The sequence below is a fragment of the Streptococcus sp. 1032 genome (genome assembly GCF_013277015.1).
Classification (GTDB): Bacteria; Bacillota; Bacilli; order Lactobacillales; family Streptococcaceae; genus Streptococcus.
Genome location: NZ_VMMD01000009.1, coordinates 96448 through 119403, shown reverse-complemented (window position 1 = coordinate 119403; position 22956 = coordinate 96448). Strand labels below are relative to the sequence as shown.

Below are 22956 nucleotides of genomic sequence, written 5' to 3'. Positions count from 1 at the left end.
TTTATCTTTTAGTATCAATAATAGTACTACTTTTGATACTAGCTATCGAAAAAGTGTCTACTTGTATTTTTGTTTGTAACTGTTACAATTATATCATAAAAAAGAAATGGAGAATAGATATGTCAACAAACTTAGAAATTTTCAATGCTTATAACCAAGCTTTAATTGCTGGTGACTTTCCTGGTGTCTTTGAAACGATGGCAGACGATATTATCTGGCATCAACCTGGTAACCATAGTGTATCTGGTTCAGTTGTTGGCAAGGACAAACTAGGAACTCACCTGGCTACATTTGCTGAGAAAACCAATGGAACCTTTAAGGTGATAACAAATTGGGTTTCTGACAATAAGGATTTAATCGCAGCTAATGTTACTTTTCTTGGAACACGTGCTGATGGTACTGAACTCAATATGAACGGGATTGAACTCTTCCGCATTGAAGACGGAAAAATCAAAGAAGTTTGGCTCTTCTCTTCAGATCAAGCTGAAGAAGATAGCTTTTGGGGATAATTTAAGAGGCCAGGACAAAAAATTTTGATTTTAGGAATTCTTTATTCTAAATTTTTAAATCGATAGATTAGAAAAAAAGCGAACAAGACAGAATTCTGAGTTTCAGATAACTCGTTTTGTTCGCTTTTTATATTTAAGGTTAGACTTTTGTCCCAGACTCTTTTAATTTACTCTCCCAACTGGGCACTGTAAGCGATGATCTGGTCAACTGTGTCTGACAAGAATTGAATTGTATCACGGAGTGGTTTATCTGTTGAAATATCAGCACCGATAATCATAGCTGACTCAAGTGGTGTCTTGCTACCACCTGATTTGAGAAGTTTGAGCCAGTCTTCAGCTCCAGTTTCTGAATGTTTCAAATGGAGGTAACCAGCAGTCGAGATGACTAGTCCTGCTGAGTAAGTGTAACTATACAAGCCCATGTAGTAGTGAGCTTGGCGCATCCAAGTCAAAGCTGCATCATCGTCAATTTCAATGGCATCTCCCCAGAAATCCGTCAAGACTTCCTTCATAATACTGTTGAGTTTACTTGCTCCAAAGGTTTCTCCTTCTTCAATCAATGTATACACCTTACGCTGGAAGGCTGCTTCCAAAAGGTGAGTGATAAAGTTATGGAAGTAGGTGTCTGTCAAGCGGTGAGCAAGAGCAAAGCGTTTTTGACGAGGGTCGTCAGACTGGTGCTCCAAGTAGTCACTGAGAAGCAATTCATTGAAGGTTGACGGCGCTTCAACATAGTAGGTCGACATATGGGCGTTGAAGTAGCTTTGGTGATTATCTGAAAAGATGAATTGACCAGAATGCCCAATTTCATGAATCAAGGTATAGACATCGCTCAAACGGCCTGTCCAGCTCATGAGGACATAAGGATGCACGCGATATGGGTCTGCCGCATAGCCACCAGAATCCTTACCACTATTGGCAGCAAAGTCCACCCAGCGCTCTTCTTGATAGCGAGCAACTTCCTGACAATATTCTTGTCCCAAAGGTTCTACCGACTTCATGACCAAATCATAGGCGTCGTCAATGGTCACTTGAGGATTGAGGGCACTATCCAAATCCAATTTCCAGTCTGCAAAGGTCATCTTTTCAAGACCATTTACCTTGGCAACATGCTTGAGGTATCTCTGAGCAACGGGCGCAAAATCCTTCATGATGAGGTCAATCTGACGATCAAACATAGCACGGTTCACTTCTTGCTCAACCAGGAGATAATCAAAGACTGAGTCGTAACCCTTCATATCTGCTAGTAGTTTTTCAGACTTGACTTGGGCTAGATAGGCTGCAGCGGCCGTATTTTGGTGCTTACGAAGTCCCTCTGAGAAGGAACGGAAGGATTTCTCACGAACCTCAGCATCCTCATGGTTTTGGTAGAAGTTTTCATAGGTAACAAAGCTGTTTTTGTAGGTCTTGCCATGGGCTTCAAAGTCAGCCATTTCAAAATCCCCAGCTCGCATCTTAGTGTAAATGTCCTGCGGACTGTAGAAAACTTCTCCTAAATTGGTCAATGCCTTCTCCACATCAGCCCCTAAGTAGTGGGCTTTTTTGATTTTTGCCTGACGAATGGCCGCCGTCAAATGAGGTAATTCACCCAAACGATCCAAGACTTCCTCATCAGCTTCCACCAAGGCATCGTCAAAGAAGGTCAAGGCTACACTGGCATCTGTTTCAAATTCCATCCCAGCTTGGGCGATATTGGCAAATTCTTCATTGCTATAGTCTGTCGTCTGAGGCATAAAACCATAGTTTCCAATATGGCTCATCTGAATGTAGATTTGTTCCAATTCCGCAAAGGCCTTTTCAAAATCCTCAAAAGTATGAAGATTGCCCTTGTAATCACGACTAAATTGGTTGATGTCTTCACGAGCCTTCTCGATCGCACGTAAGAAATCCTCACGATCTTGGTATAGGGCTGTTAAATCCCAAAGTTCCTTCTCTGGAAATTCTGAACGGTGTTTTTGTTCCATTTTCTTCCTCTTATTTCTCTAATTCTAATAAAACACTAAGGGCTGATAAAGCGTAAAGTGGTGCTGTTTCTGCTCGCAAAATACGAGGTCCAAGTCCTGCTAAGACTGATCCCTTAGCTTCGAAACTCTCAATTTCTGCAGGTGACAGGCCACCTTCTGGACCAAAGATAAAGAGCAGTTTGGCTCCTTTTTCAAGACCAGAGACCGCTTGTAAGAGCGCAGCGGCTTCACCTTCTTTTGCCGACTCTTCATAAGCCACTACGATGCGGTCAAATTGGTCTAGTTGGGCTAGAAAATCTGATTTTTTCTCGAAAAGTGTGACACTCGGTACTAGATTACGCTTGCTTTGTTCTGCTGCTCCAAGAGCAATTTTTTCTAGTTTTTCAACCTTTTTACCCAATTTTTTGCCATCCCATTTGGCGACCGACCAGTCAGCAGGAAAGGCCCAGATTTGACTGGCACCTAGTTCGGTTACTTTCTGAGTAATAAATTCCAGCTTGTCTCCCTTGGGAAAACCAGAGGCGATGGTCACTTGGATTGGCAGTTCCACATTGTCATCTAACTCTTCAACCAACTCAAACTGACGGGCTTCCACATCCAGCACACGCGCCAAGCGCTTAATTCCATCATCAAAGACCAAAGTCACCTCATCATCTTCTTTCAAGCGCATAACCTGAAACATATGTTTGCTGGTTTCCTTGTCCTCGATGGTGACAGGAGAGATAGCACTGCCTTTGACAAAATACTGTTGCATGCTAGCCTCCAATCACACCGGAAATATCCTTGGTTTTCTTAAAGACACAGGCATTCCATTCCCCTTGAACCATGTGAGTTTCAAGGAAAAATCCAGCTGACTCAGCCGACTCGCGCACCATGTCCCACTTGTCCTTGATAATCCCACTCATGATGAGGTAGCCTTCATCCTTGATCAAACGATAAGCATCATCCGTCAGATGAATGAGGATATCCGCCAAGATATTAGCTACAATCACATCTGCCTCAATCTCAACTCCCTTAAGCAAGTCTCCTGCTGCTACATGGATATTTTCCATGCCAGAGTTTAGCTCAATATTTTCCTGAGCAACCCGAACTGCCACATCATCTAGGTCGTAGGCAAAAATTTCTTTGGCACCCAGAAGCGAGCTAGCAATAGAAAGAACTCCTGAACCAGTCCCCACATCTAGCACCGTTTCGCCACCACGAAGAACCTGCTCCAAGGCAAAGAGACTCATCTTAGTAGTTGGATGCGTCCCAGTTCCAAAAGCCATGCCAGGATCCAGCTTGATAATCTTTTCCCCAGCAGTCGCCTCGTAGTCCGTCCACGACGGCACGATGGTCAAGTCATGAGTAATTCGAGCTGGTTCATAGTATTTCTTCCAGTTGTCTGCCCAGTCTTCCTCAGCCAAGGCAGTCGTTCCCATCTTGACCTCACCCAAATCCATAAAATCTGTCAATTCTGCTAAGCGAGCCTGTAAGTCCGCCTCAACCACTGCCACATCAACCGTATCAGGATAGTAGGCGGTCACCACAATTTCTTCTTGCTGCTCGACCTCTGGGAAAATCTCGCCGAAGCGGTCAACATTTCCCACATAGTCCATGCTGTCTTCAATCGCAACGCCTTGCGCTCCCAGCTCGATCAAGATATTTGAAACCAATTCCTCTCCCTCACGCTTGACTGTAACTTTTAACTCTTGCCATGTTTCCATATTTAAGATACCAAGCCCGTAGAACACAAAGCCAAAATAGGAAATTCTCTGAAGACGCTTGTGTCTAAGAGAAGTTTATCTTTTTAGCACAGTGTTTAGGGCGGGTTCAGTTTAGAAATGTAACTGAACTATCCTTTCTATTTCTCTATGCATTTTTTCATGTAAACCATATCCATACCTTCTTTTTCAGGTTCAATATGGGTTTGATGGTAGCCGTTCTTCTCATAGAAAGCAACCATACCTTCATCCTGTAATACCGTACACAAATCCCACTGTTTAATCATTGGAAATTCCTTTTCCAGCAATTTCAATCCTTCAGAACCATAACCTTTTCCTTGATACTGGGGCAAAATCGCTGCCGTTCCCAGCCAAGCCTCCGTCAACTCTTCATTGGTCTGAACTCGTAAAAATCCGATATTTTCTCCCTTTTCTTTCAAAAAGTAGTAATAGCTATTGGGACGCTCAACCAATTTCCACTTGATTCGTTCACTGTCCTCCAGATAAGGATCATACTCATCTTGATATTTTTCATAGACAGCCTTAAAGCTAGCTCTTTGAATCGCAATGATGGTCTCCAAATCCTCTGCTCCTGCTCGTTCAAGTCTTATCATAAACTTTCCTCCAAATAATCCCTCAATCTACCCTGCAACTGAGGTACAACTTGACTGGAAGTAAGAAATTCCTCGACATTCATTAACTGATAGCCCTGTCCTTCATCTCCAAATACAATCTGGTCAAACTGTTCTTGCGTTAACTTGCCGACTAGAAATACAGATTGTTTATCCGCAAAAAGCATACTTGGATAAACCCTACTCCAAAGCAGACAATCCTCAGTCAGATAAACACCAAGTTCTTCATAAACTTCACGCGCCACGCACTCAAAAGGACTTTCATCCTCCTCTCGTCCCCCACCGGGCAGTTCCCACATATTGGGCCAGGGAATGCTTGCCTTATCATCGCGTAAGATAGTCAGAAGCTTATCCCCACAAAACAAAGCAATCTTACAGCCTGTGAAATCAGAAATTTCTATTTCCATATTAGACTCCTTCGGTTAATTCCTTTTCCAGATCGGCTAACCAGTTTTGATAATAGATTTTCTCATCCCGTAACATCCGGCTGCTATTCATTTTCTGTCCAGCAATCTTCATAGCCTTGTGAGTTTGAACCACATCTTTCTTTACCTTAAATTGATACCAAGCTTGAATGACCTGCATATCTGCTGTTTTTAGAGATAAAAAGGATTTGACCCCTCGAATACTTGCATATTCTTCCGCTTTCTTATTATCTCCTTCCATCAGAGCAACTTGAAGAAGGTATAATTGAGAAATAGTTTTAGACATTGGATTATCTGTTTTCTCTAGCACAGACTGAAACTGTTGCTTTGCAAGCTCTATATTATCATCCAATATGAATACCAATCCCTGAAGAGTCCGAACACTTTCTGCAAAACTCCCTCTCACATCCTCATCAACAGACATGATAAAGTCTTTTAAATCATATTCTTGAGGAGCTAGCAAGGTCTGGGCAGAATGCCTCAACATCAGGTAGGCGTATTTCGTATTTTCAGGGTGTTGTAGTAATTCCCAAATTTTTGCGCCATCGGTGATGCCGACTGGCAAAATGTTATTTAGGAAGAAAGACAAATTAAGAAAAATCCAAGTCCCTGCAAAATACCAGCTTCTTGTCAAAAATCCAAACACTATCGCCAATAATATCAAGCTGATATGAACCATCAAGCCTCCTGAAAGCATCAGGATGATTCTTTGATCACTTTCATCCTCTTTTAAACCAATGTATTGAGCACCAACATTTTTCAGAATGGCTGTTCTACTAAGATGAAACCTGCCTGACTTTTTGGTCAAAATAAAATGTCCTAATCCAAAAGCCACCAGCCGATAGCCTGTCAAGTAACCACAAAAAGCATGACCCAGCTCATGAAGAATAAAGATTAAATACATGCTTAGAAGAGCGAAGGCATAACCAAAAGTAAAGGCTAAAACTGCGGAATACCCCAACTCTGCAAATGCGATTGTTCCACAAGCACAAGCCAGCATAATAAAGACAACAGCTAGCACATAAACCAAATAAATCCCAATTTTCTTCATAAAATCTCCAACCAACTCCTAGTATCTCGGATAAGGATAAAACTCTCCCTCTTCCAATCCAACTTTTCCTTCTTCAAAGACTTCTTGATTCCATTCCATGACGAATTCTTCTGCTTCTGGGTCTTCCAAAAAGTCCATGAGGGCATCTAGTCCAACCTCGGCAGTATCTTTAAGGAATAGCGCAAAATAAGCTAAAAATTCGCGAGAAAATCCTTTTTTAGGTAGGTAAGGGATGACAGTCAAATAGTCTTCCTCATTGACTGTTGATTTGGCAGGATTGTAAAAAAGCACTGCTTCTTCAAAGAGAATGTCATCTGATGAAACCTCTCCATCTTCATCCACCATCTCCACACCTGCAGCATTTTGCGCTTCCAATAGAAAACTCACTTCAACCGCGTGGTTACGCTTGTCCCAACTAATCTCAAAGTCAAAAGGAAAGTTCTTCTCCAACTCTTCCTCTAAAACATCTAAAAATCCGTATGTTGCCATTTTGTCCTCTTTCTATGCGACTCTTAAATCGCCCCGATTGCTCGGAAATATGCTAAAATAGATACTACCATATTACCACAAAATTATTTTATGTCCTAATTATACCATATTACCTCATTTAAACCCTTGGTATCAGTGATTTTCTTAAACGGTTGATTTCCTTATTTTTTCTAAAAACTCAACACAAAAAAGCCCTCGAAAGGGCTAAGAAATCTATAAAATCAATGGACAAGTAACTAGCACAATTAGATGTGCTTTTTTATTGACCATTCCCACGATACCACACTTAATCTTATGCTTGTATTTTCTTATCTGCAATAGCGTCTGTCAAAGTCTGAGAAAAGTTAAGTCCCATTTCTCGTCCCAACTTATCTGCCCATCTTGGTATGGTCAAGGTCTTTTTAATTGGTTCCTGACTTCCTAGGTATTCTGATACATCAACAGACACCATAGAAATAAAAGATTTATCAAGGTTATAGGTTGACACGAAATCTTCATCATCTTTAAATGGATCGTTATCAATTAAAGACAAGCTATTGATATCTGACGGCTGGGGCAAATCTCCATCACTCTCTATCAAATCTGCAACAGTTATGCCTAACCACTCCGAACCCATAGCCAAAGCCTCAGAAATCCCCTCTCCTTGTGTAGCTGAGTATTCAAAATCCGGGAAATGGACAAAATAAGTCGCTTTTGCTCCGTCTGTATCGTCATAATAAAATAAAGCTGGATACGTAACTAACATCTCACTACCTCCATATCAAAAAGCAGGGGCTGAATTTTACAACCCAGCTTGCTTTCTTATCCCTCTTTCAGTGTACTTATTTAGCTCACCATGAGGGATTGTGATAGGTCTTTCCCCTTGCTTCTCCATTTTAATATGGGAGCCTTTACCACCTTTGGTTTTTATCCAACCATGGGCCGTAAGGAGTTTGACCATCTCTTTTTGTGTCATAGGCATAGCGCTTTTACCTCCTGACAACACTATTATAGCACGTGCTACACGTATTGTAAAGAAGGGATACGTATTATTCTCTTATACATAAAAGCCCCTAGATGTGGTTCTAAGGGAAGCCAATTTATTCATACCTATTTTTCTAATGAGTAGTAAATACTGCTTCTTTATCAAGCAATTCATCATCTGTATAGTCAATTGTTAAAGTATCTCGATTTAAGACAGACTGAGGCGGAGTTGAATGAATCATAGGAACACTGCGTACCCTATACTTTTTATCTCCAATTTTTACAAACTGATTAACTCTCAAGTCTTTCAAATCAGGATTTTCAACAATTATTACAAGGAGACGATTTACTACTTTAAAAACATCAATTATTCTATTTTTCATATTTTTTCGACCCATTATGATTAAAATGAACTTCTTGGTAAGCAAAATCAAGTTTAGGTTTAATGTTTTCGTACAAATCTAAAATCTCTTTTGGAGTATCTTCACGGAAGAAAAATTGTCTTTTTCCTGAGATAACTTGATCACTAAGAATCCAATGACGAATTTGTTTTGTAAAAATCAAAATTTCCTGACTTGGTAATTCCATTCTTTCCATTGCTTATCACCTCTCTTTTCATTATAGTTCATGCAATAACATTTAGCAATATTATTTCTCAAGTCAGCAATTCCACTTCTTTAGACTCAACTATCATATTTTGAGTTTTAAGGAAAATCAAATCTCTCATGCTGATACCTCTCCTCATTAAATTAAATAGTCAAAAAGATTCTATCTCACATCCTGAATATTACAAAAACATTGAAATATCACAACTAATAGGCTAGAATGGACATAGTAAGATACATTTGGTGAGTTATACTGCTCAAAAAATATGACACTAAAATCCACGTTAGAAAGGACTGCTATGCCAGACAATCTCGCGCTTCGCATGCGCCCTAAAACCATCGACCAGGTCATCGGTCAGGAACATCTGGTCGGACAAGGAAAAATCATCCGCCGCATGGTGGAAGCCAACCGCCTGTCCTCCATGATTCTATATGGACCTCCGGGAATCGGCAAGACCAGTATTGCCTCAGCCATCGCTGGGACTACTAAGTATGCCTTTCGAACTTTCAATGCGACAGTTGATAGTAAAAAGCGACTGCAAGAAATTGCGGAAGAGGCTAAATTCTCTGGTGGTCTCGTCCTATTACTAGACGAGATTCATCGACTGGATAAGACCAAACAAGACTTCCTCCTGCCACTCTTGGAAAGTGGACTAGTCATCATGATTGGCGCTACGACTGAAAATCCTTTCTTTTCTGTCACTCCTGCCATTCGTAGTCGTGTTCAAATTTTTGAGTTGGAACCTCTGTCTAACCAAGACGTCAAAGAGGCCCTACAGATAGCTCTAAATAACCCTGAACGTGGTTTTGATTTTCCAGTAGAACTAGATGAGGATGCGCTGGACTTCATTGCCACCTCTACAAACGGAGACCTGCGCTCTGCCTTTAACTCACTGGATTTGGCAGTTCTCTCTACCCCTGAGAATGACAAGGGCATCCGCCATATCACTCTAGACATCATGGAAAATAGCCTGCAACGGAGCTATATTACCATGGACAAGGATGGAGATGGTCACTATGACGTTCTATCTGCCCTGCAAAAGTCTATCCGTGGCTCAGATGTTGATGCCAGTCTTCACTATGCTGCCCGCTTGATTGAGGCTGGTGATTTGCCAAGTCTCGCTCGTCGCTTGACCGTTATCGCCTATGAAGATATCGGTTTGGCCAACCCTGAAGCCCAGATTCATACCGTGACTGCTCTGGATGCTGCACAAAGGATTGGTTTCCCAGAAGCCCGCATTCTCATTGCCAATGTCGTCATTGATTTGGCCCTTTCTCCAAAATCCAACTCAGCCTATCTAGCTATGGATAAGGCACTTGCCGACCTCAAAACATCAGGTCATTTGCCCATTCCGCGACACCTGCGTGATGGGCACTACAGTGGAAGCAAGGAACTGGGGAATGCCCAAGACTATCTCTATCCACACAACTATCCTGGAAATTGGGTCAAGCAAGACTATCTGCCAGAAAAAATTCGCAATCATCACTATTTCCAAGCAGAAGATACTGGTAAATATGAACGGGCTTTGGCTCAAAGAAAGGAAGCTATCGACCGTTTGCGAAAAATCTGAAATCCTTTTCAAAAAATTGCACTTTCCTCTTGATTTTTTTTGAAAAAGTGGTATCATATAAACATAGAAACGCTGTGGTGTACGACTTCACACTTAAGTGTTGACCGACTATTTTTTGTATTATTAGGGAAACAAAAGTCTTCTAACAGCATGTAGGCCGTCTCACACGGAAACAGCTTCAGTTAGAGCGAGTTGCCCACCTGCTTAATTGCGCGGGTTCAATACAAACCGTGAAGTTTCGGCACCAATACAGCTTTTTTATTTGCCTCCTTAGCTCAGCTGGCAGAGCAGCGGACTCTTAATCCGTGGGTCACAGGTTCGATCCCTGTAGGGGGCATAATTTAGTGCCTAAAAGCCTTATTCTAAAGGCTTTTTTTCGTATCTGTTCTACTTTTGTTCTACCAACGGATACTCACTTAAAAGGTTTCGAATAATCTGATGTTCTTTTTCTTTCTTCTCTTTTAAAAGATGACCATATGTTTCTGTTACCTGTTTTATATTTTTATGACCCATTACATGAGCAACCACCCAGATATCAATTCCCTTTGCAAGCAACATGCTAGCATAAGTATGCCTTATACCCGTAGCAGTTAAATTATATGGAAAAATTTCTAGTTTTTTTAGTATCGTTTGTAAACTTTGATTTACAGCATTGTTACTAGGAACTCCATACACAGTATCATAGAAGAGGAAATTTTCTTTTTCCTTAATCCCTTGATTTTTATAGACAATCTTTTGTTCTTTCTTTAATAATTTCAAAACCTCAGATGTTTCTTCATCTATAGGTACATCTCGAACAGATGTATCCGTTTTGGGTGGTCTCCATTTATAATTATAGTAGCGCCTATAAGTGTGAATTACTTGATTTTCAAAATCAACGCAATCCCAAGTTAAACCTAAAATCTCTCCGAAACGCATCCCTGTTTTAAAGGAAACAAACAAAAGATAAGGAATCACAGATTTACTGTAATTAAGATGACTTTTTAAATGAACTAAAATCTTATAATAGTCTTCAATATTATCAATATATTTTTCGTCTGTTGTCTTGCTTTTCTTCATCCCTGAAATAATCGCACCATCAGTAAAATCAACTATATCTAATTGGTCACGTTGAGCAAACTGAATGACTTTTCGGATTTCTGAGTTTAGTCGTGCTACAGTATCTTTTGTAACCCTCTCAGCATACGAATTTAAAGCTCGTTGATATTGACTAAAACGAATAGAAGTTGCCGATCTATCTTGAAAAAGTTCCTTTATCAAGTCCCCTCTCTTCATATGCTTAAAAAGCGTTGATTCACTTTTTCCAAGTGGTCTTACAACAACATCAAACCACTCTTCCCATAACTCATATAAACTAGCTTGCGAATTAATTTTTGCACCTGACATCAACTTCAATTCGATAGCTAAAGCTTCTTTTTCTGCTTCCTTCTTCGTTCGGAAACCACCTTTTGATGCAACAAGTTTTTTGTCACTATCTACAATTCTATAATCCCATGTACCACCTTTTGTACGTTGTCTAAAAGTTGCCAATAGTTACCTCTTTCATTAGATAACCAAGGTTTTTGCCAAGGCTATTATATCATAATTTCTCTAAAGTTTTCTTCAAACCATTGTTTTGTTTTACTCGCCAAAAAGAAATAGCGTCCACCTTGGTTCTCAGGATATTTAACAAACCCATTTGGATTTAATTCAACATCAATTTCTCTACGGATTTTTGGGTTATACAATACATTATCAAGTAACCACGGTCTTGAAACTGATAAAAGTTGTAGAACATCAGATAAGGTCATATACCTACCTTGAGAAGAGTTATGTTGTAAATTATCATATTCTTTTCTATCAACGATAATTTTATCTTCTGGCAATTGTATCTCTATATTGATTAAATCAACAGTAATTTTATTTATCTCAGTCATAGAAAATTCTCCTTTTTTATGAGACAATAGTATAGAGATGGTGAAAATCATCCCTATACTATTTTTCACGCAATATTACTCTTTATTTTTAGGTCGTTTCGGAGTAATATTGTTTTTTTGATAGAATAAATTAAAACTATCTTCAAAATACTCTTTATAATTTAATTGAGAGAGCTCTGAACCAAATTTGTTAATCCATAGCTCAACATCTTGGTTTGGTAGGTAGTTCCACTCATACTCTTGAATTAGCCTAATGATAAAGTGATTACGGGCTTGCGTACCCCAAATTTCCTCAATTTTCTTTAGAAGTGGATAAAATCCGCTACCTTTTAACAAATAAGAAATGGTTGCTAATAAATCATTATTTCGAGAGTTTAAGGATTCAAGCTCTGGGAAGCTACCAAATCCTTTAAGTAAATCACTAGTGAATGGCAACAGTTGACCAGTCTTGGTGTCATGAAAACAATACTTGTCAATCATTTTATTAACAATGAGCTTGCTCAAATCTTGAGGGCTATCAATATCAAGAAGTAAGGCTAGTATTTGATTGCTATAAGTTCCTTTGTAAGAAGCTTCCATACGGACCCAAGAATTGCAATACTTAGTTAAGTGCATATAGCGACCTTGATTGTCTAATTGTTCCTGATACTTGTTATAGATCCGCAACAGAGCATTTACATTCTTTTTCTTGCTACCAATATATATCGTTTGCGCCTGACCATTTACTTCTTGAGCGCTAATGTTAGAAACATTTTTACGTCCCTTGTGATTGGTAATGATATATCGCTTACCTTTCATACTTTGGTAAAGCTCACTGACAGACATTGGATAATTAAAGTAATCAACAGCAAGGTCAATACGAGAGAGGCGCAAGTCATAATAGTCAGCGTACAGCAGTTGTGCTATATTGTGAACGTCAATTGCTTCACTATAATAGTCTTGATAGGAGGCTTTATAGTGAGACAAAGCCGATGCAGAAAATTTCAGGATAATTCCCATAGTAAAATTAGTTTGATGCCAAGCAATCGCAAAGTAATAAGGGAGATTCTGAAAGGTAAAGCCGTCAGTATAGCCTGCTGGTGAGGTTTTCAGTGGAATATAATCTCCAAATAGAACTGGGAGGGATAGCTTTTCTGCTACTGTTTCAGATAGAGATAAAGCAATTTGATGCCAATTATCTGGATATTCTCCTACAGTATCTTCTGTCGGTTTGATGACAAACGTAGCTTCATCGATACTAGTCATGATGACTGGCTTGCGGTTATTGTTTTTTTGAAGATACTCTTCAATTTCATTTTTATAAGACATAATCTCCTTCTTTCAGTTCGCCTAATAAGTGAAAATTAACAAGGCGGTGGATTATTTTTGTTAACTATTACTTGAGTAGCGAAATTTCTATATTTTAATTATTCCACTATTTCAAGGAATAAGCACCCTAAGTTTTATCAAGTACGAAAAGACTTGATTTGAGAGCTTTTTAAAGTAGAGAGAAGTTCTTTCCCTAAAGTGGGATTTCTAAAGCAAAGAATTTAGGTGACAATGGAACGGGGGTTATTACATATCCCCCTACTGCTCGGCAGAGCCGAGCGAGGCAGTAAGACATTCTGCTTCGCCACGGGCTACTCAGAGTCAACTGCCTCACTACTCTTATACATACCCTCTAAAATCTTGCTCTGAACTTTAGCTACATTATAAATCGGAACAACTATTTCTTTAGTTGCTTCTCCAGAACTAATGAGATATCCCCTACCTCTAGAATGTTTACGATTTACTACATCTTTCTCATCGCTTATTAACATATTTAATACTTCTTTACTGAATGACCCAAGAAGTAGAATATTATGTATATTTTCTCTCGACTTACCAAAATATTCCGCATCTGGTCTTTGCTGACTAATCCAAACATGAATATTAAAAGATCTACCAAGCATCAAAATCCTTGAAAGTTGTCTAATCCTAGTATCACGTTCCTTCTTTTCTAGCATCGTAAAATACGCACTCATCTCATCAATAAAACATATGATTAGACTTCTACTTTCATCTTGTCCAGATTGCCTGTTTTTCAGCAAAGTATCAGATACAAAATCAAAGAACAATCCTACTCTTTCAAATCTATAAAAATTCTCCTGATTCTCAAGAAATGAAAACTCTAAATCTCCTTTGAAGTCTGCGACAACTAATTTTGCAGAGCTCAAAACTGCTTTTGCAAGTAGTAACTGACTTGCATATGTCTTACCGCTTCCACTCGAACCAAAAATTGCTAAATGTGGTTTTTTTACATCTATTGGGAGAGGAAAGTGAATTCCTCTCTTCAATAACTCAGCATCTAGTACAGCATTAATTACTGAAATCACTATCCTCTACCTGCACTATTTTTTCTTGTTTAGCTTTATATACATCTAATTCTTTCTTGAAAGAACTAGCTTCATTCCCATTAACAGCAAGCAAAAAGCGTATAAATAGATAGTTCACGTTATTATACTCGGCTACTGCTACTGATTGACACGAAAAGCTTTCAGCGTTTGTTGATGTCATAGCATGATTTTCAAGAAACTCTGACAAATAAATATTTATTTGAGCTTCAACTTCATTAGAGTTGAAGTCTTTTACATTTGAATCTGTCACACACACTACTTCAATAATTTTTGCAGTTTTTTTCTTGCTCGCTCGAACTGCTTGCCATTTTTGAAAAAGATAACGATTTTTAGAGTCTGAATCCAATCTACTTACAATTTGTTTGAAACACAGAGAGAGTTTGCTATTATCATAGTAAACTTCTTCTCGTTTTGTATTCAAACCAACCCACACAGCAAACGGTAACGCTATAAGCAGTAAAACAACCATTTTTAATAAAAGATCCAAAATAGCTGGTAAAGCATAAATAAAGCTAATCAATAAAGCTAACGACACAAGAATTAGTAAAAACTTCTCTAACTCTGTACGTTTTTTGAAATAATCTATTGCTACTCTATACTTGTTTTTAAACATATTAAGTACCTCAGCTGGCTTGAGAGACTTTTACAGAGTCTGCTTTAATTGATAAAGAAGCACTATTCCCTGAAATATACGAGCTAATTGTAGTATTTGAAAGTGTTAATGTAACTACACTATCTAAATACTTTATAAAGTCGCTAGCATTTACATTCATAACTTTAATTGAATGTGTTGTAAACCTTCCATTTGCTGTCCGGCTCCCAATCTGGAAAGTCGCACCAACTACAACAGCTGTCTCAAAATCTTTACTATCTGAGACACCAAGTAGTAAACCTGCTGTCTGTAATGTTAAACAATTCATGATTGTTCTCTTTTCTATCTCTATTCATTAACATTTCTACTAATATATGTAGAGAATCACATAGTAGTGAAAATAGCGAAATTACATACCTCTTCTACTTCATATTAATCACATCCTTTCTATAAATCTTGAAAACACTAAATGTATTTTACAAGTTCATTTTAACCCAAAACAAAAACGTAATTCAGTAAAATAAAAATTTATTTATATAAAAATACTTCTCTTATTTTACATTGCATTCAATTCAGCTTATGTTATAATCAAAACATTCTATTATATAGAAGCACGTATTAGTGAAATTATATAGTTCTTCTACTTCATATTAACCACATCCTCTTTACTATAGATTGTGTAAAACGCTAAATGTATTTTAAAAGTTTATTTTAACCCAAAACAAGAACGCGATTCAGTAAAATAAAAATTTATTTATATAAAAATACTTCTCTTATTTTACATTGCATTCAATTCAGATTATGTTATGATAATCAAAATAATAAACAAGGAGTATCGGTCATGATTTCCCAAGAAAATAATTTTAATGAATTTTTACTATATAGAAGTGATGAAAGTAATAGAATTTTGCTTAATCACTTCGTCAATAAGATGAAAAAAAAAAGTAACTACCGTAATTTAGAAAACAACGAATTATTTTCTAAATTTATTAGCAACATCAATATTTTCTATACTATAGTCAGAATACTGAGAGAAGACAATAAAGATCTGACGGATAAAGCATTTCTTGATGAATATTTTAAAGGAGATGCTCCGAATTCTGAAAAAACGTTATATAACTGGATTCAACGTTCTAAAAATTTCCAAAATAAAGTTAGAACGAGAACAACAAAGGAAGTTTACATAAAACATATACGTAACATACCAACGTCTTTCAAACTGTTCGATGAATTTCGTATCTATGAAGGATTAACCGATTTGCAAAAAAGTCTCAGTTATCCTATAAATAGAAGTGATAAACTAGATTTACTGCAATCATTTTTTAAAGAATTAGAACCAAGGAATTTGGAAATAATATCTAATTCTATTATTCAATATTCTTCTGAATTATCTGGAAAAAATCTAACACTACATTTATTTCTTGATACCAATCAAACAATAGTAGACTTAGATATAAAATCATGGGCTAAGCTAATTGATGGATTAATTGAAAACTTTAAAAATGTTGAGTCTAGTAAAGATTTTAATAGTGCATCTTTTAATAAAGAAAAATCACTAAATACAATCTATAATTTTTTAAATATACTCCCTACACAGTCTCTCCTTATCCTAGTGGAAATACTTGAACTAGTTTTTAATCTTAAAAAATACCTAAAAATTGAACTAGAACCAAAACTACAAAATAAATTACCTAAAGAGATAAGAAATAAGAAATTTTTAACCTCTAATGTAATTAATCAGATTAATGATACACTTCAAACAGAAATTAAATCACCTTCACCCCATAAATTACTTATCAAGTTTAAAACTTATTTACTTGCTATTATAGATGAAGAGGCAGAGTTTGAAGTATATATGAGAAAGATGGGTTTTACAAGCATAACTGAATATACAGAACATATGATGAGTATGGAAGATTTTGAAGTATATATGAGAGAGATGGGTTTTACAAGCATAATTGAATATATAGAACATATGATGAGTATGGAAGATTTTGAAGTATATATGAGAGAGATGGGTTTGATAAGCATAATTAAAGATGGAGAAAACAATAAATAATTATTAAAATATTTATTTTTATAATCATATCACTTAACGTAATTTACTACTAAATTCAAAAAAGAGAGCAATCGCTCTCTCTTTTTATTATTACAATTTTGTCTTTATACCCACTCACCATTGGCATTGACCGTATAGCCATCTGGTGTAGTAGTATTCACTGCCAAAGCTCCTGAGCTATAGGCATAGTACCATTTACCAGAAACTGTAAACCAGCCTGTTTTCATAGTTCCAGCGCTATCAAGGTAATACCATGTATCATTATCTTTTACCCAACCAGTAGCCATTTTACCGCTATCTTTAAGATAGTACCATGTGCCATTGTCTTTGACCCAGCCTGTAGCCAGTGAACCTGTTTCATTCAAGTAATACCATGAGCCACCAGTTTTGACCCAGCCAGTTTGCATCCAGCCTGTATTGTCAAAGTAATACCATGTACCCTTGATTAGTTCCCAACCATTAGTAGTGTATGAACCATCTTCATGCTGATACCACCAGCGACCAGCTGTCTCAATCCAGTTACCAGTCTGAGAATCTTTTGCAGTCTTAGTTTCCGTTTTTTGTTTGGCAACTACATCTACTTTGGCTTTATCTTGGCCAAACACCCCACCATTGTTATTTACAACAGGAACTTCAACACGTGGAGTTGTTGGAAGAACAGGAGCTACAGGAGCTACAGGAACGCTAGGAACAGATGGAGTTGTTGGAAGTACGTACTCTGGAAGAGCTGGACGGACTTCAGGGATACCCTTTTCTGTTACAGGATGTTTCTTCAACTCTTCTGCTTGAAGACGAGCTTGCTCTGCTTCATAACTTGCTTTTGCTACTGCATAAGCCTTATGCGCTTCTTTGGCTACTTTTTCTTTTGCTTCAAGTGCTTCTTGTGCAGTTGTTTGGTTTGCTTTTGCTTCTTTGAGCGCTTCTTCTGCATCTTTCAACTCTGCCTTGCGAGTTTCAAGCTCTTTGACAGCAACTTTCAAATCTTGAACCAACTCTTTTGAAGAAACAACTTGTGCTTTTGCTTGGTTAAGTGCTTCTTTGGCAACAGATACCGCTTGAGTAGCTTCTTCTGCTTTTGCTTGAAGAGAAGAAAGAGTTGCTTTCTCTGCTTTGGTTTCTTCTTTTGCTTGGTTAAATTCTTTCTCTGCTTGTTTTGCAGTTGCTTTCAACTCTGCCAACTTCGCTTCTTTATCTGCCTTTGTAGCAGACAAGGTAGCAACCAAGGCATTGGCATTTGAAAGAGCGACTACGGCTTGATTATGAGTGGTTGTAGCAGATTGAAGAGCTTGTTTCAAGGCTACTGTATCTACCAACTTAGCTTCTTGTGCTTTCAAGTTTGAGTTTGCAGTTTGCAATGCAGTCTCTGCTTCAGCTACAGTTTGGTTAGCAGTTTTAAGAGTTTGTTCTGCTTGTGCTTTTTCTGCTTTTTTAGTAGCTACCAAAGCCTCAGCTTTTTTAACACTATCTGTGTCTCTAGCTTTAGTATATGGATTTTCCACTTCTGTACGACTAAAAGTTGAGTTAGCCATGAATGTTTCTGGGATACCCGGTACTGTGTGCAAAGTATACATACCTGCTACTTGACTAGCACCAAAACCTCCGTAATAAAGAGTAGTGTCACCTTTTTCAAAACCAAGTGTACCACGAGTATGTCCATAATCATTTTCTGTAGATACAAACATAACCAAAGACTCATAGAGTTTAGTACGAATTTCTGACTTAGTTAAGTATTCTAATTCAGACTTCTTCTTAGGATTAGTTTCAATAAAGTTTACTGAATTCTCATAACTTTGAAGCCCTCGACCTTCTCCCTCTTTACGGTCAGTTTCAGACATGCCATCATTCAAACCATACTCTTTAGCAACTTTATTGATACCGATAGCATAGTGTCCATGACCATTTTTCTTAGCACGGTAGCTATCTAGCAACTCAGGGGTAACACCATCTTTTTCGTATTCACGTGCAATTTTATCTGCAAAATGGAATGAATCCTCAGTCACTTTCACATCAGACAAACCAAGTTGACGACGCATTTGATTTGTTAGGTCTGCTGCATAGAGAGTCAAATCACGTTTAAAATCTTCTGGTAGATTATTCAAATCATATTTCTTAGTATCTTTAGAATCAGATTCTACAGGTACAAAATGATTGATTTGAGCATTTTCCAATTGAGTTTTCAGAATTTCTGCACGAGTTTCTTTAAACTTAACAGGAACTTCATCTAAACGATCGTTGTATTCTCCATTTTCAACTGCTTTCAAGAGAGCTACACGAGCTTTTACAGCTTCAATAAACTTAGGAGCTAAAGTAATTGTACCTTGTTTTGTATTTTGAATAGCTTTCAAAGCAGATACCGCTTGGTTATACTCAGCAGTTAGGCCTGTTACTGCTTTGTCTGCCTTTTCTTGTTCTGCTTTGGCATCCGATACCGCTTGAGTTTTTGTAGCAATCTCTGCCTTTGTTTCTTCAATTTGCGCTTTTGTAGCTTGATTTGCTGTTTCTGCTTCTTTAAGAGCAGTTTCTGCATCTGTTTGCGCTTGTTTGCTTGTTTTTTCGGCTTCTACGGCTTCTTTTTGGGCTTCCTTGGCATTTTCCAAACCTTTGCCATTAACAGCGTCTGTGGCGATTTGAACCGCTTCTGTGGCACTTGTAAGTGCTTTTTCTTTTGTAGCTTGAGTAGCTTCTTTTTCTGCTACAACTGCTTCTTGTGCAGATACCGCTTGGTTTGCTTCTGTAGCTTTTGTTTCTGCATTTTTAACCGCTTCTGCTTTCGCAGGAACTTCTGCTTCTGCCTTAGTAACTGCTTTCTCAGCTTCTGTAATAACTGCTGGGCTTGCCTTTTTCGCAAAATCCTCTGCTTTTTTCACAGCTTCTGTTTTCTCATTGACAAGAGAATCTGCTTCATTTGTAGCACGCTTGGCGTCTTTTATCGCCTGTGTGGCTTCCGCTACAGCTTGATCCGCTTTTTTAGCTTCTGCTTCTTTTGTAGCAACTTCTTCTTTTGTCGCTACCGCAGAAGCAGTTGTTTCCACAACTTCCGCCTTTGGTGCTTCCACATTCACTGGTTTTGGAGCGACTTCTTCTGCGCCTACTGTGTTAAATAGAGAAACTGTAGCAGCTGCGGCTGCTGTCATTGCGATTGTTGATTTTTTCATATTGTTTCCTCTTTTTTCTTTATAAACTTATTATACCACAAAACAACCTTTAAAGGTTATTTATGTGTAAAATAACTTTAAAAAGTCTAAAATTTGTACCATTTTGACTGTATCATGTAAGTAGCGAGGTACTACATGACAAATAACAAAACCAATCTTCAAGATTACATCTCTAAAAGAATCCGTCTATTGCGCTTAGAAAGAGGATATACTCAAGAACAACTAGAAGAGATGGCTGATTTGGGTACTAATTATATCTACAAATTAGAAAATCTTTCAACTAACTTAAAGATTCAAACGCTAGAGAAAGTAATGGAAGCCTTAGAAGTAGATTTAGATACATTCTTTGATATACAATTAAAAGAAGAAGACCCCAAAATTTCTCTACTTGTTGATGAATTAAAAACTCTTCCAACTGAACAACGCTCCCGAGTTTTAGATGCCTTGATACTTATCCTTAAAGAAATAAGATAAAAAATGTTCTACTTTTGTTCTACCTTTTATTTTTACAGGCAATTTAGAGAGTGGCAAAACCTTGATTTATCAATATTTTTGTTACTCATTTTTACTTATTTGAACTCTAAATCGACTGTAGGGGGCATCTAAATACAACAGGAAAAGCCTTAACATCAAGGCTTTTTTTCTTGTCTCAAACGGCTTCCTCCTCAAGTATATAAGCATCTTTTCGCCTTTTCTACTATCTAATCAAACAAAAAAATCTCTTTCAACATTTATAGAAAGAGATTTTTCTTTAGGAGAAGTTACTTAATTTTTAATCGATTCGTGATAGCTCAGCTGGCACTGTTAGGTAATAAGTTGCAGTCAAGCTTGCTTCACCTTGATTGACAAAAATCTCTATGGAATTTTTATCTAGAACAACTTCCAATTCTTTAGCTTCAATATCTACATACCGTCGACTAGTATCCTGTTCTTCTTCACCTAGAATTTTTTGAACAAGATGGTTACGATCAATGTAAACTTGCTGCGCATTACTGTCATAACCAAATTCAAGATAATCTGTATCATTTCCTAAATGGTATTGACAATCTTTATCTATTTGGATTTGATATTGGCCTTTTTTAACAGGGAATTGTCTTAGTTTGCCATCTTCCAATCTTAGAATTCTAGGTAAAGTCATGGCACATGCCCACTTGTGTTCTTGGTCATGGGTTGGAAGAGTACGCCCCCATGTCTGCATCCAAGAAATCAGGATACGACGATTTTGATTGTCCAACAATGTTTGTGGAGCATAGAAGTCTTGACCATGATCAATTTCTTGAACTGATTCTGGGATAAAACGTTTTTCTTCCCAATCCACCTTACCCGTGAACAAAACCGATGAGTTGATGTTATGATATGAGTCTCCCTCACGCTGATAACGCATGGGTGACATAATAAGGCAATCCTTCCCATCTAACTCAAAGTAATCTGGGCATTCCCACATAAATCCTTGATGTTCTACCCCTTTTAAAAAGATGGATTCGAACTGCCATTCTACTAGGTTATCGGACCCTAGTAGAACGATACAGCCCACATTATCCTTATGTTTGGCAGCTACTACGGAGTAATAGCGTCCATCTTTTTCAAAGAGTTTTGGATCACGGAAATCAGCAGCAATCAACTCATCTGGCAAGTCTGCTCCTGTTGCAACTGGATTTTGTTCAATCTTTTCAAAGTGAATCCCGTCGTCTGAAAATGCCATATTTTGCACTTGACGAACACCGGTTTCTTCTTCGATGTGTCCAGTGTACATGAGCCAGAGGCGATTATCCTTGACAATGGCAGAACCTGAGAAACATCCATTGCGGTCATAATCTTGGTCAGGAGCAAGTGCCACTGGCAAGTGCTCCCAAGTTACCAAGTCCTTACTTTTAGCATGTCCCCAGTGCATAGGCCCCCAAACACTATCATATGGATAGAATTGATAAAAGAGATGGTATTCTCCACGAAAATAGACAAATCCATTTGGATCATTGATCCAACCAATCTCAGCTGAAAAATGTGCTTCAGGCTTATATTGAGTATTTACGAGATGTTTATTTTCTGCTATAAAACGATTGGCTTTTTCTACTGTAAATGTTTTATTTATCATAAGTATATCCTATTTTATTCCAGTTCCGGAACCACCCAGACCTTGAACAATATATTTCTGAGCGACTACATAGACCAAAATCAACGGAATCGTTGAAATAGTTAATACAGCCATTACCTGATTGATATAAACTGGTTGAGTTGTATTAATAGTTGTAATTGCAACCTGCATTGAAAATTTAGAAGAATCTGTCAAAACCATCAATGGCCAAATATAATCATTCCAGCTTGAAATAAATGATAAAACACCAACTGTAGCAACTGCAGGTTTAGACATTGGAAGCATAATTCTAAAGAAAATTCTAACGATACTTGCTCCGTCCATCTTTGCAGACTCAAGAATCTCTTCTGGAATTGCAATAAAGAAATTCCTAAATAAGTAAATATTAAATACACTCGCCAATCCTGGAATAATAACTGCAAGACGATTATTGACCAAACCTAGGGAATTGATAATGGTAAATTGTGGAATTAACACAGTTTCTACTGGAATAATAAGTAAAGCAAGTAAGAAACCAAATAAAATTTTCTTACCTGAAAAATTGACTTTTGCAAAAGCGAAACCGGCCAGTGCATTGACAATAATAGAACCAATAGCAAACGTTCCAGCATAAAAAATGCTGTTCCCTAGATAGGTAAAAATACTAAATCGCTCAAATACTTCCTGATAAGGTTTAAACCAATCAGCAGGATTTAAACTTGGTAAGAAGGCTTGCCAACTAGTCAAATTTTTATAAACATCCGCTTCTGGCTTCATAGCTGAAACTACCATCCAAACCATAGGAAAAAGGAAGAGTCCTGCCAATAGGGTTAACAGAATATATTCTAAGATTGTTGTTGGTTTAAATCGTTTCAT

General features: G+C 37.7%; 24 protein-coding genes and 1 tRNA gene. 5 read left to right on the top strand and 20 right to left on the bottom strand.

All coding sequences use genetic code 11. The features are described from left to right. Window positions 1–119: 119 nt before the first annotated feature. The gene (locus tag HT711_RS02505) at window positions 120–509 is read left to right on the top strand and encodes a nuclear transport factor 2 family protein (RefSeq protein WP_173233182.1); all 390 of its coding nucleotides are present in this window, start codon (window positions 120–122) and stop codon (window positions 507–509) included. Window positions 510–676: 167 nt separating this feature from the next. Here HT711_RS02505 and pepF read toward each other — a convergent pair whose 3' ends face one another. The 11 genes from pepF to HT711_RS02450 all read right to left on the bottom strand — a co-directional run bounded on the left by pepF (window position 677) and on the right by HT711_RS02450 (window position 8333). Then, entirely contained in the window at window positions 677–2473 is a 1797-nt protein-coding gene (gene pepF, locus HT711_RS02500; RefSeq protein ID WP_173233184.1) for an oligoendopeptidase F, read from the bottom strand. A 10-nt stretch (window positions 2474–2483) separates the two neighbouring features. Next, a complete protein-coding gene (locus tag HT711_RS02495; RefSeq protein ID WP_164226094.1) occupies window positions 2484–3227 on the bottom strand; it encodes a 16S rRNA (uracil(1498)-N(3))-methyltransferase in 744 nt (247 codons plus the stop codon). Window position 3228: 1 nt separating this feature from the next. Next, on the bottom strand, window positions 3229–4179 hold the full coding sequence (prmA, locus tag HT711_RS02490) for a 50S ribosomal protein L11 methyltransferase (RefSeq protein WP_173233186.1): 951 nt from the start codon (window positions 4177–4179) through the stop codon (window positions 3229–3231). Between the two features lie 137 nt (window positions 4180–4316). Next, window positions 4317–4790, bottom strand: a complete 474-nt coding sequence (locus tag HT711_RS02485) for a GNAT family N-acetyltransferase (protein WP_173233188.1) — start codon at window positions 4788–4790, stop codon at window positions 4317–4319. Beyond that, complete coding sequence (locus tag HT711_RS02480) at window positions 4787–5215, bottom strand: NUDIX hydrolase (protein ID WP_173233190.1); 429 nt, start codon at window positions 5213–5215, stop codon at window positions 4787–4789. Before HT711_RS02480 ends, HT711_RS02485 begins: the two co-directional genes overlap by 4 nt. 1 nt (window position 5216) lies before the next feature. Further along, entirely contained in the window at window positions 5217–6284 is a 1068-nt protein-coding gene (locus tag HT711_RS02475) for a M50 family metallopeptidase (protein WP_173233192.1), read from the bottom strand. An 18-nt stretch (window positions 6285–6302) separates the two neighbouring features. Then, complete coding sequence (locus HT711_RS02470; RefSeq protein ID WP_000257122.1) at window positions 6303–6773, bottom strand: DUF3013 family protein; 471 nt, start codon at window positions 6771–6773, stop codon at window positions 6303–6305. 292 nt (window positions 6774–7065) lie between these two features. Beyond that, window positions 7066–7518 (bottom strand): type II toxin-antitoxin system HicB family antitoxin, encoded by a 453-nt coding sequence (locus HT711_RS02465; RefSeq protein WP_173219580.1) that lies wholly within the window; start codon window positions 7516–7518, stop codon window positions 7066–7068. 36 nt (window positions 7519–7554) lie between these two features. After that, window positions 7555–7734, bottom strand: a complete 180-nt coding sequence (locus HT711_RS02460) for a type II toxin-antitoxin system HicA family toxin (RefSeq protein ID WP_001132279.1) — start codon at window positions 7732–7734, stop codon at window positions 7555–7557. Window positions 7735–7870: 136 nt separating this feature from the next. After that, window positions 7871–8119 (bottom strand): hypothetical protein, encoded by a 249-nt coding sequence (locus HT711_RS02455; protein ID WP_173219539.1) that lies wholly within the window; start codon window positions 8117–8119, stop codon window positions 7871–7873. Next, the gene (locus HT711_RS02450) at window positions 8109–8333 is read right to left on the bottom strand and encodes a hypothetical protein (RefSeq protein WP_225904797.1); all 225 of its coding nucleotides are present in this window, start codon (window positions 8331–8333) and stop codon (window positions 8109–8111) included. The genes HT711_RS02455 and HT711_RS02450 overlap by 11 nt, the downstream gene beginning before the upstream one ends. Before the next feature lie 307 nt (window positions 8334–8640). Between HT711_RS02450 and HT711_RS02445 the strand changes: the two genes are divergently transcribed. Continuing rightward, window positions 8641–9912 carry a replication-associated recombination protein A gene (locus tag HT711_RS02445; RefSeq protein ID WP_164226089.1) on the top strand — a complete coding sequence of 424 codons (1272 nt, stop codon included), beginning with the start codon at window positions 8641–8643 and terminating at the stop codon, window positions 9910–9912. A 264-nt stretch (window positions 9913–10176) separates the two neighbouring features. Beyond that, window positions 10177–10249, top strand: a tRNA-Lys gene (locus HT711_RS02440). Window positions 10250–10299: 50 nt separating this feature from the next. Here HT711_RS02440 and HT711_RS02435 read toward each other — a convergent pair. From HT711_RS02435 to HT711_RS02410, 6 genes are all read right to left on the bottom strand, one after another. Then, window positions 10300–11442 (bottom strand): site-specific integrase, encoded by a 1143-nt coding sequence (locus HT711_RS02435; RefSeq protein ID WP_060628689.1) that lies wholly within the window; start codon window positions 11440–11442, stop codon window positions 10300–10302. Between the two features lie 44 nt (window positions 11443–11486). Further along, complete coding sequence (locus tag HT711_RS02430; protein WP_060628690.1) at window positions 11487–11828, bottom strand: DUF771 domain-containing protein; 342 nt, start codon at window positions 11826–11828, stop codon at window positions 11487–11489. Window positions 11829–11903: 75 nt separating this feature from the next. Beyond that, the gene (locus tag HT711_RS02425; RefSeq protein WP_060628691.1) at window positions 11904–13136 is read right to left on the bottom strand and encodes a replication initiation factor domain-containing protein; all 1233 of its coding nucleotides are present in this window, start codon (window positions 13134–13136) and stop codon (window positions 11904–11906) included. A gap of 311 nt (window positions 13137–13447) precedes the next feature. Continuing rightward, on the bottom strand, window positions 13448–14182 hold the full coding sequence (locus HT711_RS02420; RefSeq protein WP_173233194.1) for a DUF87 domain-containing protein: 735 nt from the start codon (window positions 14180–14182) through the stop codon (window positions 13448–13450). Then, entirely contained in the window at window positions 14166–14816 is a 651-nt protein-coding gene (locus tag HT711_RS02415; protein ID WP_060628693.1) for a hypothetical protein, read from the bottom strand. Before HT711_RS02415 ends, HT711_RS02420 begins: the two co-directional genes overlap by 17 nt. A gap of 10 nt (window positions 14817–14826) precedes the next feature. After that, the gene (locus HT711_RS02410; protein WP_060628694.1) at window positions 14827–15123 is read right to left on the bottom strand and encodes a hypothetical protein; all 297 of its coding nucleotides are present in this window, start codon (window positions 15121–15123) and stop codon (window positions 14827–14829) included. Between the two features lie 513 nt (window positions 15124–15636). Here HT711_RS02410 and HT711_RS02405 point away from each other — a divergent pair. Next, complete coding sequence (locus HT711_RS02405; RefSeq protein WP_173233196.1) at window positions 15637–16854, top strand: hypothetical protein; 1218 nt, start codon at window positions 15637–15639, stop codon at window positions 16852–16854. Between the two features lie 104 nt (window positions 16855–16958). Here HT711_RS02405 and HT711_RS11400 read toward each other — a convergent pair whose 3' ends face one another. Then, the gene (locus HT711_RS11400) at window positions 16959–20009 is read right to left on the bottom strand and encodes an SEC10/PgrA surface exclusion domain-containing protein (RefSeq protein WP_173233198.1); all 3051 of its coding nucleotides are present in this window, start codon (window positions 20007–20009) and stop codon (window positions 16959–16961) included. Window positions 20010–20144: 135 nt separating this feature from the next. Between HT711_RS11400 and HT711_RS02395 the strand changes: the two genes are divergently transcribed. Further along, window positions 20145–20483 (top strand): helix-turn-helix transcriptional regulator, encoded by a 339-nt coding sequence (locus HT711_RS02395; RefSeq protein ID WP_173233200.1) that lies wholly within the window; start codon window positions 20145–20147, stop codon window positions 20481–20483. Window positions 20484–20781: 298 nt separating this feature from the next. Here the strand turns inward: HT711_RS02395 and HT711_RS02390 are convergent, their stop codons facing one another. After that, the gene (locus HT711_RS02390) at window positions 20782–22101 is read right to left on the bottom strand and encodes a glycoside hydrolase family 32 protein (protein WP_173249717.1); all 1320 of its coding nucleotides are present in this window, start codon (window positions 22099–22101) and stop codon (window positions 20782–20784) included. Between the two features lie 9 nt (window positions 22102–22110). Then, entirely contained in the window at window positions 22111–22956 is an 846-nt protein-coding gene (locus HT711_RS02385) for a carbohydrate ABC transporter permease (RefSeq protein WP_000819520.1), read from the bottom strand.